15 protein-coding genes and 1 pseudogene are annotated in these 13,018 nt (G+C 63.9%); 8 read left to right on the top strand and 8 right to left on the bottom strand.

The window, feature by feature from the left end:
* Positions 1 to 24 precede the first annotated feature (24 nt).
* The 3 genes from LPA34_RS11575 to LPA34_RS11565 all read left to right on the top strand — a co-directional run bounded on the left by LPA34_RS11575 (position 25) and on the right by LPA34_RS11565 (position 2,678).
* Positions 25 to 1,989, top strand: a complete 1,965-nt coding sequence (locus tag LPA34_RS11575; protein ID WP_228978151.1) for a beta-galactosidase — start codon at positions 25 to 27, stop codon at positions 1,987 to 1,989.
* A gap of 97 nt (positions 1,990 to 2,086) precedes the next feature.
* Positions 2,087 to 2,407 carry a hypothetical protein gene (locus tag LPA34_RS11570; protein WP_228978206.1) on the top strand — a complete coding sequence of 107 codons (321 nt, stop codon included), beginning with the start codon at positions 2,087 to 2,089 and terminating at the stop codon, positions 2,405 to 2,407.
* Between the two features lie 67 nt (positions 2,408 to 2,474).
* On the top strand, positions 2,475 to 2,678 hold the full coding sequence (locus tag LPA34_RS11565; protein WP_324251727.1) for an aspartate/glutamate racemase family protein: 204 nt from the start codon (positions 2,475 to 2,477) through the stop codon (positions 2,676 to 2,678).
* A gap of 84 nt (positions 2,679 to 2,762) precedes the next feature.
* Here the strand turns inward: LPA34_RS11565 and LPA34_RS11560 are convergent, their stop codons facing one another.
* A complete protein-coding gene (locus tag LPA34_RS11560; protein ID WP_228978149.1) occupies positions 2,763 to 3,041 on the bottom strand; it encodes an HU family DNA-binding protein in 279 nt (92 codons plus the stop codon).
* A 213-nt stretch (positions 3,042 to 3,254) separates the two neighbouring features.
* A complete protein-coding gene (locus LPA34_RS11555; protein WP_228978147.1) occupies positions 3,255 to 3,959 on the bottom strand; it encodes a YceH family protein in 705 nt (234 codons plus the stop codon).
* A gap of 163 nt (positions 3,960 to 4,122) precedes the next feature.
* On the opposite strand from LPA34_RS11555, the gene LPA34_RS11550 reads away from it, so the two are divergent.
* A complete protein-coding gene (locus LPA34_RS11550) occupies positions 4,123 to 4,512 on the top strand; it encodes a cytidine deaminase (protein ID WP_228978146.1) in 390 nt (129 codons plus the stop codon).
* Positions 4,509 to 5,480, top strand: a complete 972-nt coding sequence (locus LPA34_RS11545) for a nucleoside hydrolase (protein WP_228978144.1) — start codon at positions 4,509 to 4,511, stop codon at positions 5,478 to 5,480. Before LPA34_RS11550 ends, LPA34_RS11545 begins: the two co-directional genes overlap by 4 nt.
* A 35-nt stretch (positions 5,481 to 5,515) precedes the next feature.
* Here LPA34_RS11545 and LPA34_RS11540 read toward each other — a convergent pair whose 3' ends face one another.
* The 3 genes from LPA34_RS11540 to LPA34_RS11530 all read right to left on the bottom strand — a co-directional run bounded on the left by LPA34_RS11540 (position 5,516) and on the right by LPA34_RS11530 (position 8,414).
* Positions 5,516 to 6,199, bottom strand: coding sequence for an alpha/beta hydrolase (locus tag LPA34_RS11540; protein WP_228978143.1), 684 nt, complete (start codon positions 6,197 to 6,199; stop codon positions 5,516 to 5,518).
* Positions 6,200 to 6,218: 19 nt separating this feature from the next.
* A complete protein-coding gene (locus LPA34_RS11535; RefSeq protein ID WP_228978141.1) occupies positions 6,219 to 6,851 on the bottom strand; it encodes a DNA-3-methyladenine glycosylase I in 633 nt (210 codons plus the stop codon).
* A gap of 117 nt (positions 6,852 to 6,968) precedes the next feature.
* Positions 6,969 to 8,414: an NAD-dependent succinate-semialdehyde dehydrogenase gene (locus tag LPA34_RS11530; RefSeq protein ID WP_228978204.1), complete on the bottom strand. Its 1,446-nt coding sequence runs from the start codon at positions 8,412 to 8,414 to the stop codon at positions 6,969 to 6,971.
* A 187-nt stretch (positions 8,415 to 8,601) separates the two neighbouring features.
* Between LPA34_RS11530 and LPA34_RS11525 the strand changes: the two are divergent.
* Positions 8,602 to 9,014, top strand: a pseudogene (locus LPA34_RS11525) (SDR family oxidoreductase); the annotation flags it as partial.
* 193 nt (positions 9,015 to 9,207) lie between these two features.
* On the opposite strand, the gene LPA34_RS11520 reads toward LPA34_RS11525, so the two are convergent.
* The 3 genes from LPA34_RS11520 to LPA34_RS11510 form a co-directional block, all read right to left on the bottom strand.
* The gene (locus tag LPA34_RS11520) at positions 9,208 to 10,272 is read right to left on the bottom strand and encodes a DMT family transporter (protein ID WP_228978139.1); all 1,065 of its coding nucleotides are present in this window, start codon (positions 10,270 to 10,272) and stop codon (positions 9,208 to 9,210) included.
* Between the two features lie 127 nt (positions 10,273 to 10,399).
* Entirely contained in the window at positions 10,400 to 10,984 is a 585-nt protein-coding gene (locus tag LPA34_RS11515; RefSeq protein WP_228978137.1) for a catalase, read from the bottom strand.
* 61 nt (positions 10,985 to 11,045) lie between these two features.
* Positions 11,046 to 11,840: a hypothetical protein gene (locus LPA34_RS11510; protein ID WP_228978135.1), complete on the bottom strand. Its 795-nt coding sequence runs from the start codon at positions 11,838 to 11,840 to the stop codon at positions 11,046 to 11,048.
* Positions 11,841 to 11,979: 139 nt separating this feature from the next.
* On the opposite strand from LPA34_RS11510, the gene LPA34_RS11505 reads away from it, so the two are divergent.
* Positions 11,980 to 12,570, top strand: a complete 591-nt coding sequence (locus LPA34_RS11505) for a thiamine phosphate synthase (protein WP_228978125.1) — start codon at positions 11,980 to 11,982, stop codon at positions 12,568 to 12,570.
* A 166-nt stretch (positions 12,571 to 12,736) separates the two neighbouring features.
* Positions 12,737 to 13,015 carry a DUF4148 domain-containing protein gene (locus LPA34_RS11500; protein ID WP_228978123.1) on the top strand — a complete coding sequence of 93 codons (279 nt, stop codon included), beginning with the start codon at positions 12,737 to 12,739 and terminating at the stop codon, positions 13,013 to 13,015.
* Positions 13,016 to 13,018: the final 3 nt, after the last annotated feature.

Genomic DNA, 13,018 nt, shown 5'->3' with positions numbered 1-13,018 from the left:
TTACTTTTACCAGAGAGAATCCTGATGCAGCTAGGTGTCTGCTATTACCCGGAACAATGGCCGCAATCGATGTGGGCCGACGACGCGAAGCGGATGGTCGAACTCGGCATTTCGCACGTACGTATCGCCGAATTCGCGTGGAGCCGCATGGAACCGCGCGCCCATGAATATGACTGGGCATGGCTCGACGAAGCGGTCTCGACGCTGGCCGATGCCGGTCTGAAGATCGTTCTCGGCACGCCGACCGCGTCGCCGCCCAGGTGGCTGGTGGACACGTATCCCGACATCCTGCCCGTGCGCGCGGATGGCACGCGCTGGAACTTCGGTTCGCGCCGTCATTACGACGTATCGAGCGAACGCTATCGCGAGGAGTGCGTGCGTATCGTCACGGCCATGGCGCAGCGCTATGGAAAGCATCCGTCGGTTATCGCGTGGCAGACCGACAACGAACTCGGCTGCCACGACACGATACCGAGCTACTCGACGGCTGCGCTGACGCGTTTCAGAACCTGGCTCGCGCGCCGCTACGAAACCGTCGACGCGCTAAACCGCGCATGGGGCAACGTGTTCTGGAGCATGGAGTACCCGTCGTTCGACACCATCGAACTGCCGAACCTCACGCCCACCGATGCGAATCCCATCCACCTGCTCGACTTTCGCCGCTTCATGTCGGATGAAGTCGCGAGCTTTCATCGCGAGCAGGCCGACGTGCTGCGCGAGTTCGCACCCGGCGCGGACGTACTGCACAACTTCATGGGCTTCTTCACGACTTTCGATCACTACCGTTTCGTGGAGAACGGTGCCATCGACGTCGCCGCATGGGACAGCTATCCGCTCGCGCGCACCGAGGTCATCGCGCTGCCCGAAGAAGACAAGGCACGCTACGCACGCACGGGACACCCCGATGTGTCCGCATTCGATCACGACCGCTATCGCGCGATTGGCGCGGGCCGTTTCTGGATCATGGAGCAGGAAGCCGGTCCGGTGAACTGGGCGCCCTGGAATCCGGTGCCGGCGCCCGGCATGGTGCGACTGTGGGCGTACGAGGCGTTCGCACACGGCGCGGAACTGGTGTCGTATTTTCGCTGGCGTCAGTGTCCGTATGCGCAGGAGCAGATGCATTCCGGGCTCAACCTGCCGGACAACCAGCTGTCGCCAGGCGGCCTGGAAATCGCGCGGGCGGCGAAGGAAATCGCGGCGTCTTCCGTGCTGTCGGGCCTCGCGCCCGCTTCGCGCGCACCGGTCGCGCTGGTGTTCGACTACGAGACGCAATGGATGTTCGAGATCCAGCGTCACGGCAAGACGTTCGACTATCAGACGCTCGCATTCGACTACTACCAGGCATTGCGGGAAATGTCGCTGGACGTCGATATCGTTTCGCGCAACGCGGATTTCTCGCAGTACGCGCTGGTGGTCGTGCCGAGTCTCGCCGTCGTGCCGGACGATCTCGTGCGGGCGATTGAAAACTCCTCGGCGCAATGGGTGTTCGGACCGCGCAGCGGATCGCGAACGCCGGAGTTCTCGATTCCCCTGACGTTGCCGCCCGGTCCGCTTCAATCCGTGCTGCCGGTTCGCGTGCTGGAAGCGGAATCGCTGCGCCCGACGCTCACGCCCGCGACGTCGATCCACGGCGTCGACGGCAACGCGATTCACTGGCGCGAGCATCTGCAGCCTGAGGCCAGCACCGAGGTACTGGCGAGCTTCGACGACGGCTGGCCTGCGCTCGTGTCGCATGGACGTGTGCGTTATGTGGGTGCATGGTTCGATCACGCGCTGCATCGCGCGCTGCTCGAAGACGCCGCGCGCGCCGCCGGGATCGCCATCGGCACGCTGCCTGAAGGCCTGCGCGTGCGCCGTCGCGGCAACGTGACGTTCGCGTTCAATTTCGGTCCGGACGTCGTCGCGGCGCCAGCGCCCGCGAACGCGCGCTTCGTACTCGGCGCACGCGAACTGCACACCGCCGATCTCTGCGCATGGCTCGACGCGTGACGATGCAACGCCGGCCGGTGTCTGGCAGTGCTGCGCAGGTTGCCGACGCCGGCGTATCATCACGGCTTCAATCGAGCGAAGAGGTGTAGCGGTGAAGATGAGATCGTGCCGGTCGTTTCTGGCTGCCAGTGCACTGGCAGCGGTGTTGCCACTCGCCGCGTGCTCCCATGCACAACCCGTTGAGTTTTCGGCAGGCGGCACAGTCGGCACGAACGACCCCGACTTCGCCGCGATGGACCGCTCGATCGCCGAGTGCAAGGCGATCTCGCGCAACGCGGCGACGAATCAGTGCTCGAAGATCCGTGCGTACGAGTCGTGCATGAAATCGAGAGGCTATATCACGGTACTCGGCCCGGAAAATCCCAAGGGTTGCGGCGACCCCGCATGGGAAAGCGACGTGCGCAAATGGCTCAACTGACAACGGCCATGAAGACCATCGGACTGACTGGAGCAGGACTTCTCTCGCAGCCGCATGCAGGACCGGTTTGGCATTGAATTCGTCGTGCCACGGCATCGTGCACGAAGCTTACAAACGCGTTATCGACGGCCTGCAGACCCAGGGGGTCGAGGGCGTCATGCTGGGGTGCACGGAAATTGCGCTGCTGAGCGCGCAGAAAGATATGACGTTGCCCGTCTTCGATACCACCGCGCTGCATGCGCAGGCCGCGGTGAGCCAGGCACTGGCCTGACCCGTTTTATCCGCGGGAAACCCCGCGAAAACGGGTCAGCCAGAAGCTGGCGCTGGCTTGCGACACAGCGCCACGAACGGTCGATCAGGACGCGTTCACGACTTCCTTGAACGACTTGCCTGCCACGAACTTGACCGTTTTCGCGGCGGCGATCTGGATCTCGGCACCCGTCGACGGGTTGCGGCCCACGCGCGCGGCACGTGCGCCCGTGGAGAACGAGCCGAAGCCGATCAGCTGGACGGTGTCGCCCTGTGCAACGGCGGAGGTCACTGCTGCGATGATCGCGTCGATCGTGCTGCCGGTCGCTGCCTTGCTTTCGCCCGTCGCTGCTGCGACGGCATCAATCAGTTCCTGTTTGTTCATTACTCATCCCGTTCGGTGATTGTGGTTCGAGCGCACGCAAAAAGGCGCCCGGACCGACACCCTAACCCATCCGGGCGCGTCTGCGCAAATCCGTGATGGGGTGGTCTGACCCGCCAGACGTCCCGAATGACGGGCTCCGGCAGCCGCCGGCAGGGTCGGTCCACCCCGAAAATACGCGCCAAAGCGACCTGAAAGCACCCCTTTCGAGGGTGCTTACGGCTGGTTTGCGGTCTTATCGACGCTGATGCCCAGTTCGGCGGCCATCTTTTCGACCATCGTCCGCAGCTGATCCAGTTCTTCGCGAAGCTGCTTCTGTTCCGCTTTCAGGCTTTCGAAGGCCGAGGGGGACACGGATTCATCCAGCACGCCCGCTTCGGACGTCTCCGGCATCGCGACGTCGCCGCACAACAGATGCATCCAGCGGCTTTCGCGCTCGCCTGGTGTGCGCGGCAGTTTGATCACGCGTGCAGGTTCGCCGGTAGCCAGCTCGTCGAGAAAAACTTCCACCGAGGAGATATCCGCGAAACCATGCAGACGCGCGCTGTTCAGGCGCAATTCAGCGGCCGTTTGCGGTCCGCGCAAAATCAGTGTCGTCAGTAGCGCGGCCGACTGGCCCGGCACACCGAGTACGCGCGCCATGTTGTGCTCGAAACGCGGGACGCGGCTGCTGCTGCCCTCGGACACCAGACTCAGGCGCTTCAGGTTATCGAGCGTGGTGAGCACTTCGGCCTCGGTGACGTTCATGACGGGGTTGCGCGCGGTTTTCTGGTTGCAACCGGACGTGAGCGCGTTCAGCGAAAGCGGATACGTGTCCGGAACGGTGTGCTGCTTTTCGAGCAGCACACCCAGCACGCGTGCTTCGAGCGGCGTCAGCGAGCGCAGCGGCGGGCGCGTGAAAGACTCAGTCGTGGAATTCATTGTGTATTTACGGGCGGGAGCGGATACCTTACGGCGAGCCCTATGATATCCCGCGAGCATCTCGCGGCATGTAAGGGTCCGACTGGTTTAGCATCGGAGGCGTGCTCAAGATGGTCTGGCAGAAACATCGGCATGTGCATCATGCTCAACTGAGGAGTCGGATATGACCATGGAAGAACTGCTGAAACGCGCGGGTTTCGCGCGCGACAAGGCGTATGCCCCCTATTCGAAGTTCAGCGTCGGCGCGGCGCTCCTGACGAGCGACGGCCACGTGTTCGAAGGCTGCAATGTCGAGAACGCGTCGTACGGCCTGTGCAACTGCGCGGAACGTACCGCGTTTTTCAGCGCGATTGCAGCGGGCTACAAACGCGACCAGTTCGCGGCGCTTGCCGTGATCGGCGATACCGATGGCCCGATCGCGCCGTGTGGCGCGTGCCGCCAGGTCATCATCGAGCTGGGCGGCCCCGACCTGCCGATCCGTCTGGGCAACCTGCGCGGCGCGACCCGCGACACCACCGCGCGCGAACAACTGCCGGACGCGTTCCATCCATGAGCCAGCATAAGGTTATCTACGACACCGATCCCGGCGTCGACGACGCGATGGCGCTCGTCTTTCAGGCGCTGCATCCCGACATCGCGCTGCTGGGCGTGACGAGCGTGTTCGGCAACGGCACCATCGAAACCACGACACGCAACGCGCGCTATCTGGCCGCGAAATTCGCGCCGGGTACACCGGTCGCATGCGGTGCCGCCGCGCCGCTCAGGCGCGCCGCACCCGAGCCGCTTGCGTCAATTCACGGCGACGACGGTCTCGGCAACATCAGACCCGATACGCACGCTCAAACCGGAAGCGCGCTCGACCCACGACCGGCGCATCGCTTCATCATCGAAACGGTGCGCGCGCAACCCGGCGAGGTCACGCTGATCGCAGTCGGCCCGTTGACGAATCTCGCGCTCGCGCTCGCCGAAGACCCGCGGATCGCGACGCTCGTGAAGCAGGTGGTGATCATGGGCGGCGCATTCGGCACCGATGGATTCCTCGGCAACGTAACGCCTGCCGCCGAAGCGAATATCCTGGGCGATCCGGATGCAGCCGATGTAGTACTGGGCGCCGCGTGGCCAGTGACGATCGTCGGTCTCGACGTGACGCAGAACACCATCATGTCGACGGCGTATCTCGCCTCGATCCGCGATCGCGCAGGCGACGCCGGACGTTTCGTGTGGGACGTGTCGCGTCATTATGAAGATTTTCACAGGAAGAGCGCGCAGCTGGCGGGCATCTATGTGCACGATTCATCGGCGGTTGCGTATGTGCTCGCGCCGCATCTGTACACCACGCGCAGCGGCCCCGTGCGTGTGCTGACGGATGGCATCGCTACTGGAATGACAATCCAGAAGCCAGCGACCATGCCGGAGCCGGCACCCGACTGGGACAGCCGGCCGGCATGCAAGGTATGCATTCGCGTCGACGCGCCCGCGATGCTGTCGCTCTACGAAAAGACGCTCTGCGGAACGCTTTAGCGCTGTTCCCGCAGCAACGCTCCGGGCTGCACGCCTCAGGCCGCAAGCGCCGCGATGCGCGCGCCGAGCCACGCGCGGATCGCTTCGATCTCTTCCGCGCACACGGAATGCGGCATCAGGTATGCGTGCCAGTCGACCTTGCAGCCTTGCGCGATCGCGAAGTCGCGGCCCTTTTCACCGAGCGCGAGCGGCAGCACATCGTCGTGGGTACCGTGTGCGGCAAAAACCGGCGTGTCGCGATTCGCTGCGCCGAAGCGGCGCTCGATGAAACCGGGCGAAGGCACATAGCCCGACATCACGATCAGCCCCGCGAGCGATTTGTCATGTGTCAGTCCCGCTGAATACGTCATCGCGCCGCCCTGCGAAAATCCGGCGAGGAAAATTTTCGATGTCGGAATGCCATGCGCATTCTGCGCGGCGATCAGTTCGCGCACCGTCGCGCACGAAGCCTCGATGCCGGCTTCGTCGACCTGCCGGTTGACGCCCTGAAACGACAGGATGTCGTACCACGCCCGCATCACATAACCGTTGTTCGCCGTGACGGCGATCTCGGGCGCGTTCGGAAACACGAAGCGCACGGCCGGCAAGCCCGCGAGGCGCAACTCGGGGACGAGCGGAACGAAGTCGTTCGCATCGGCGCCAAGGCCGTGCAGCAGAATGACGGCGAACTCCGGGTTCGGCGCGGTTTCGATTTCGATCGTCGATGAAAGACCAGTCATGTTGAATCGCTCCGCAGGTTCAGGATGATCGTGGCCAGACGCCGGAACTGCCGCGGCGATGGCTGTCGAGCAAATGGGTATCGATGATACCCGTCGCTTCCATCAGCGCGTGCATCGTGGTCGGGCCGACAAATGAGAAACCTCTCTTGCGCAACGCCTTGCTCAGCGCAACGGAGGCATCGGAGGTGGTCGGAATGTCGGCGATGGTACGCGGCTCGGGTGTCGCGCGCGGCTTGAATGACCAGATGAAATCCGCAAGCCCGCCATCCGCGCGCAGGGCGACGGTTGCGGCCGCGTTGCCGATCGTCGCGAGAATCTTCGCACGATTGCGGATGATGCCGCTGTCGGCCAGCAGCCTTTCGACATCGTCCTGCGTGAAAGCGGCAACCGTGTCCGGTTCGAAGTCGCGGAACGCTGCGCGAAACGCATCGCGCCTGCGCAGGATCGTGAGCCACGAGAGACCGGACTGAAAGCCTTCCAGCGCGAGCCGCTCGAAGAGTCCGCGCTCGTCGCGCACCGGCATGCCCCACTCGGTATCGTAATAGCGCTGCAACAGCGGATCGACCGCGGCCCACGCCGGGCGCGCAAGACCATCTTCGCCGATAACGACGCCGCCCGTTTCCGCCACTGCCGTATCTGGATTCGAACGCATGGTTTCAGGATTTTGCCGCGCGTTTAGTCACGCGTTTAGCCGTTCAATGAAAACGCCGCCCTTCGCTTTGCTTTTCAGGCAAGGCTCAGGGCGGCGGCATTACAGCGCCAACGTGAATCAGACTGCCATCACCGACACGGCCTTCGTCACGAGATAGGCTTCCATCGCTTCCGGGCCGCCTTCCGAACCGTAGCCCGAATCCTTCACGCCGCCAAACGGCATTTCCGGCGAAGGCGTGGCGGGCTGGTTGATCCACAGCATGCCGACTTCCATTTGCTGCGACAGCAGATGCACGTTGCGGAACGACTTTGTGAACGCATAGCCGGCGAGGCCGAACGGCAGACGATTCGCTTCGGCGATCGCTTCTTCGAGCTTGTCGAAACCACGGATGGCCGCGATCGGACCGAACGGCTCGTTGTTGAACACATCGGCTTCGAGCGACACGTTCGTCAGCACCGTCGGCGAGAAGAAGTTACCTTCCGCGCCGACGCGCTCGCCACCGGTCGCGATCGTGGCGCCCGTGGCGCGTGCGTTGTCGATCACCTTGCTCATCGCCGTCAGGCGACGTGCATTGGCGAGCGGCCCAAGCGTCGTGCCTTCGGCGAGACCGTCGCCAAGCTTCAGGCTTTCGGCGTGCTTCACGAGCGCGGCGGCAAACTCTTCGCGGATGCTGTTGTGCACGAGGAAGCGCGTCGGCGAAATGCAGACCTGGCCGGCGTTACGGAATTTCGCGCCACCCGCGGCCTTCACGGCGAGCGCCACGTCGGCATCTTCGGCGACGATGACGGGCGCGTGACCGCCCAGTTCCATCGTCGCGCGTTTCATGTGCTGGCCGGCGAGCGCCGCCAGTTGCTTGCCGACCGGCGTCGAACCGGTGAACGTCACCTTGCGGATGACCGGGTGCGGAATCAGGTAGCTGGAAATCTCAGCCGGATCGCCGAAGACGAGACCGACCGTGCCCGGCGGCACGCCTGCATCGACGAACGCCTGCAGCAGGCCCGCCGGCGACGCGGGGGTTTCTTCCGGTGCCTTCACGAGGAACGAGCAGCCGCTCGCGAGCGCCGCGCTCAGCTTGCGCACGATCTGGTTGACCGGGAAATTCCACGGCGTGAACGCGGCAACCGGGCCGATCGGCTCCTTGATCACCAGTTGCTGCGCGGACAGGTTGCGCGACGGCACAATCCGGCCATACACACGGCGACCTTCGTCAGCGAACCACTCGATGATATCGGCGGCGGCCAGCACTTCGACCCGCGCTTCCGGGAACGGCTTGCCCTGTTCCTGCGTCATCAGGCGGGCGATGTCCGCGGCGCGCTCGCGCACGAAGCTCGCGGCCTTGCGCATCGTCGTGGCGCGCTCGTTGGCGGGAATCTTGCGCCACGCCTCGAATCCGCTTTGCGCGGCGGCAAGCGCCCGGTCGAGGTCGGCAATCCCGGCGTGCGCCACCTTGCCGATGGGTTTGCCCGTCGCGGGATTGACGACGTCGAGCGTCTTGCCGCTTGCGGCGTCGCACCATTCGTTGTTGATCAGGAGTCGGGTATCGGTATAGGTCGATGTCACGATGTCGGGTTCCAGATGAGTGAGGAATGTCAGGCAGCAATACGCGCACACCTGTCAGAAGCATGCCGCGGAACTGTTAATGGTATCCGAATGCGCCTGCTCGCGTTGGCGACCCTGGAGCATGGGCAGCCACCCGAATGCCCCGGGGCCTCCGGGCACATTGCCAGAAGGGGAATTCTTGTCATCGCTGTCAATCCAGACGGTGCAGGCGTTGCTGCCGGGCATGCGCGAAAGGGCTGGGGGCGCGTCGTCAACCTGTCCAGTCTCGTCGTGCCCGGATTCGCGCAACGCTCCGCTTACGCGGCCGCCAAAAGCGCGATGATCAGCCTGACGCGCACGTGGGGGCTCGAGCTGGCGGCAACCGGCATCACGGTCAACGCGATCGCGCCGGGGCCCGTCGAAACCGGGATGTTCCGGGAAAACACGCCGAAGGGCAGCGAAGCCGAGCAACGGTTCCTTTCGATGGTGCCGATGCAGCGCCTTGGCAAGCCCGACGAACTCGCCGCGAGCATTGCGTTCCTGCTGTCTGAGGAAGCAGGTTTTATCACGGGGCAGACGCTCTTCGTGGATGGTGGAACGTCGATCGGGCGCGCCAGTTTCTGACGGTTGTCGCGACCGTATCAGCCCGGATCGACACCATGGCAATGCCCAAGCCGAAGCCGTCGTCACGCCGCCGAAACAGCGGACAATCGTGCGAGGCGAAACCGTCAGGGGACAGATGTGCGGCCTTGATGTCGCCAGCGATCTGCCAGGCCTGAGAGCGCGATTTCAGCGTCAGTGGTTTAAGGCGCTGCGCTCAATGCGAATGACGATGGTGAATGTCCGGGTAATGCGCATGTGAATGTGCGATACGTGCGTGACGATGAGGATGAACGTGCGGCTCCTGCCCGTCGTACGGAAACGCATGGGTGTGCTGGTGATGCGCGTCGTGACTATGCGCATGCGTATGCTCGAGCGGCTCGTGCGTATGCAGATGCGCATGACGCTCGCGGATGTGCAGCCATACGCCGAACCCCATCAGAATGGCAGCCATCCAGAAGACGACCGGCGGCCGTTCTGGCCAGATCGCGAGTGAAAGCGTCACGCCAAAGAGCGGCGCCACCGAAAAATACGCGCCGGTTCGCGCCGTGCCGAGATTGCGCAGCGCAACGACGAACAGCACGAGGCTGACGCCGTAGCCCGCGAAGCCGGTCGTCATCGCGGCGGCGATGCGTGCAGCGGAAGGCAGATGCGCGCCGGCGATCAACGCGATCGAAAGATTCACCGTACCCGCAACGAGGCCCTTGATACAGGCGATGATCATCGCGTCACTGGTGGACACCTTGCGCGTCAGGTTGTTGTCGATGGCCCAGCACAGACAGGCGCAGACGACGAGAAGCGCGCCGACGGGCAACGCACCTGCACCCGGCTGCCAGGACAGCAGCACGCCACCAGCGACAATCGTCATCATCCCGAGAAACACCGGCAGATCGACGTTCTCGCGAAACACCACCCACGCGATGATGGCCGTCAGCACGCCTTCCAGGTTGAGCAGCAGCGAAGTCGTGGCTGCGGGCGTCGAGGTCAGTCCGAGCATCAGGAGCGCGGGGCCCGCGATTCCGCCCGCGAGGATCGCACCGAGCAGCCAGGGCACATCAGCGCGTGGCATGCCGCGTTCGCTCTGATGTCGAGTCGGGGTCTTACACAGCACGCGTCGTACGAGGATGCAGAAGCCGAGTCCGATACCGCTTCCCAGATAGAACAACCCCGCGAGCATGAAGGGCGACAGCGCGCCGAGCAGCACCTTGGCGAGCGGCGTCGTGGCGCCGAACAGGGCAGCCGCGACAAGCGCGGTCAGCACGGCATTGAATCGGGTGGTCATGAACGTGTCGGTCTGGATGTCGGGCGATCGCGGGGCAACGCTTCAGGGCGTGCGTTGCCCTCGCCACGCCATCATGCCAGACCCACGCGCGGAAAGCGCAAGCCTGATCCGGGCGTTCCCGCCGGATTCACTCCCGCCGCTTCGAGAACGACACCCGATACGCAGCGCTGCGGGCGGCGAAAATCTCGTCGGGCGGAATGCCGATGCCGTCCGCCAGGATCGACGGATCGAACACCGTTTCGTCGCACGACGCGTTCTGTTCGAGCGACGTGATGTCGATCGTGCCCAGCACCACGGTTTCGCGACTGTCTTCATCGGGCCAGCGGATTGTCACGTCCATCGTCGGATCACCCGGCCGGTCAGGCACGGCCAGCACGTGAAAACGCGCAGTGCCTGCCGCGATCCGCTTTTCGAGCTCTTCGACGAGGAACCCGGCGGGTTTGTCTTTCGCTTCTTCGTCCGTGAGCGTGACTTCGCCGTCGACCGGAACCACCTTGAACTTGATGAATCGCACGTCGCCCTTTGCGTTGGTGGCGGGAAACGCATGCACGCCCCAGTAGGTCGTGCCGACAAAGCTGCCCGGCAGCGGCCTTTGCGCGACGAATTTCGCCTGGTTCAGGGTTTCAGGATTCGCTTCAGAGAACGCCTTGACCTTCGCGGGATCCGGCTTTCCGTCGGCACCCGGCGCGCGGGCCTTCAGGAACGCGAGCATCTGGTCGAGCGTTCGCGCGAAGCCGCTCCCGCGCCTTCATGCCCCACCCATCCGGCAATCCTCACTCCATCCCGGCCGCGCTTTTAGCCTGCGTCCGCACACCAGCCGTCACTGTCAGACGTCTGGTACACCACTGCACGAACATGGCCAGTGCCGCCGCTTCGAGGAACGAGGTCGTGGCCGTCTGACGGGCAAGCACAAGCGAAAGAAACAGACAGAACGCCGCAAACGAAAAACGGCCCAGCACCATCCCGCGCAGTAGCGACACCACGAACGCGGGCCCATGCGCGCGATGCGACGAGACGGACAGCACGCTCCCAAGTAACGGGAATACCGCGAGTAATCCGCTCCACGTCGCGCCTAGCCGCCCTGACAACGTAGTGACGACCAGCGTCAGCACCGCGCCGGCGAACATTCTGCCGGCCAGATCCGCGCGACGAAGCGGCGCCCCTGCGGCGACGGCGGAACTGCGTGGCAGGAACGACTGGCCGAAGAGAACAGCGGTCAACGCCGCGCACACTGCCCATATCGGCGAAACAGGCAGCAAGGACAGAAGGCATGCGGCGACAAACCAGGTTCCCAACGCGGCGGCCAGCGCCGTCGGCCATGAACAGGAACGACATGTCCAGGCGTAGGCAAAATTGAACGCTTCGGATGCGAGGATCGCGCAAAGAGACAGCGTCGCGGCACGCGCACCAAACGCGGGGCCGTGCTCAAGGACAAGCAGATAAAGAATGGGGCCGGCGACGACGGGGAGTCCAGCAAGCCATCCGGCGATCGATGGACCCCACCACTTACCGGACATCGAGACGATCAGCAGAAACAGAGGTACCAGTGTGAGCTTGAGTGCAAGCATGGCAAAACCGCGCGGATATAAAGCCAGATACTATCAAAGGACCGCGTCGTAGCGTCGTATAAAGCCGCGCGCGCTGAACGGCGATCGTCATGTGCCGTCTGCCTTTACACTGTGTGCCCGGAAACCAGGCGATGCCCTGATGAAAAACACGCTTTCACTGCCGGATCGTTATCTGATCACGCCCGAGCCGGACGCAATAAGCCAGGACGTCTTTCTCGATTGCCTCGAACGGGCGCTCAAGGCAGGTATTGCGCTCGTCCAGCTACGCAGCAAGACGATGAGCGCGGACCACTACGCACTGCTCGCAAGGCAGGCGCTCGATCTCTGTCACGCGTTTAGTGCGAGGCTGATCGTGAACCATGCGGCGTTCACACTCGACGCGCTCGGCGCCGACGGCGTGCATATGAGCAGCCAGCATCTGATGAAGCAGACCCGACGTCCCGTGCCTGACGACATTCTGTTTTCCGCCAGCTGTCATGACGCTGCACAGTTGTCCCAGGCTCAGGCACTCGATGCGGATTTCGTCACGCTCTCACCGGTATTGCAGACACGCACGCATCCTGAGGCTTCGCCGCTGGGATGGGATGCGTTCGCGGCGCTGACCTTGCTGAAGGATATACCGGTGTACGCGCTCGGTGGCATGGAACGCGTCCATATTGCCAGGGCGCGGTCGGCGGGCGCGACCGGCATCGCGGCCATCGGCAGCCTGTGGCCTGGGCCACGCGATTAACACGCTCTCACGCCACGAGATGACTGACGGCTGTAACGCAAACCACCGCTCAGGCAGCGAGTTCCGCGGCGCTGCCCTGTGCCCGGCCCGCCCGGCCCCTGCCCTTTGTTCTGCCCGACGCATCACCTAACATAAAAGAGCGGCTCTCACCGCTTGAGGTGTTGCCATGAAAACAGTTATTCGTATTACGGCAGGTGTGCTTGTGAGTGCGTTCTGTGTGGGATCGGCGCTCGCCCAGACTGGCTCGCGACCGTATGATCCTTCGACCCCGCTTACCCGCGCTGACGTACGCGCGGATCTTGTCGCGTGGCGTGCGGCCGGCTACGATCCTCTGGACTGGCTCGACTATCCGGAGAACGCGCAACGCGCAAGCCGTATCGTTGCGGCGCAGCGCGCGCACGGCACGGGCTCGGGCTCGGGCTCGGGCGCGAACAGCATGCAATAAGGA

Origin of the sequence: Paraburkholderia gardini, from assembly GCF_907164575.1 — a bacterium.
Taxonomy (GTDB): Bacteria; Pseudomonadota; Gammaproteobacteria; order Burkholderiales; family Burkholderiaceae; genus Paraburkholderia; species Paraburkholderia gardini.
The sequence above is the reverse complement of the archived record's forward strand: the minus strand, read 5'-3'. Positions and strand labels throughout refer to the sequence as shown.

Coding starts and splice junctions, on each gene's coding strand:
- LPA34_RS11575 (WP_228978151.1), top strand. CDS start 25: ATGCAGCTAGGTGTCTGCTATTACCCGGAACAATGGCCGCAATCGATG.
- LPA34_RS11570 (WP_228978206.1), top strand. CDS start 2,087: ATGAGATCGTGCCGGTCGTTTCTGGCTGCCAGTGCACTGGCAGCGGTG.
- LPA34_RS11560 (WP_228978149.1), bottom strand. CDS start 3,041: ATGAACAAACAGGAACTGATTGATGCCGTCGCAGCAGCGACGGGCGAA.
- LPA34_RS11555 (WP_228978147.1), bottom strand. CDS start 3,959: ATGAATTCCACGACTGAGTCTTTCACGCGCCCGCCGCTGCGCTCGCTG.
- LPA34_RS11550 (WP_228978146.1), top strand. CDS start 4,123: ATGACCATGGAAGAACTGCTGAAACGCGCGGGTTTCGCGCGCGACAAG.
- LPA34_RS11545 (WP_228978144.1), top strand. CDS start 4,509: ATGAGCCAGCATAAGGTTATCTACGACACCGATCCCGGCGTCGACGAC.
- LPA34_RS11540 (WP_228978143.1), bottom strand. CDS start 6,199: ATGACTGGTCTTTCATCGACGATCGAAATCGAAACCGCGCCGAACCCG.
- LPA34_RS11535 (WP_228978141.1), bottom strand. CDS start 6,851: ATGCGTTCGAATCCAGATACGGCAGTGGCGGAAACGGGCGGCGTCGTT.
- LPA34_RS11520 (WP_228978139.1), bottom strand. CDS start 10,272: ATGACCACCCGATTCAATGCCGTGCTGACCGCGCTTGTCGCGGCTGCC.
- LPA34_RS11515 (WP_228978137.1), bottom strand. CDS start 10,984: ATGCTCGCGTTCCTGAAGGCCCGCGCGCCGGGTGCCGACGGAAAGCCG.
- LPA34_RS11510 (WP_228978135.1), bottom strand. CDS start 11,840: ATGCTTGCACTCAAGCTCACACTGGTACCTCTGTTTCTGCTGATCGTC.
- LPA34_RS11505 (WP_228978125.1), top strand. CDS start 11,980: ATGAAAAACACGCTTTCACTGCCGGATCGTTATCTGATCACGCCCGAG.
- LPA34_RS11500 (WP_228978123.1), top strand. CDS start 12,737: ATGAAAACAGTTATTCGTATTACGGCAGGTGTGCTTGTGAGTGCGTTC.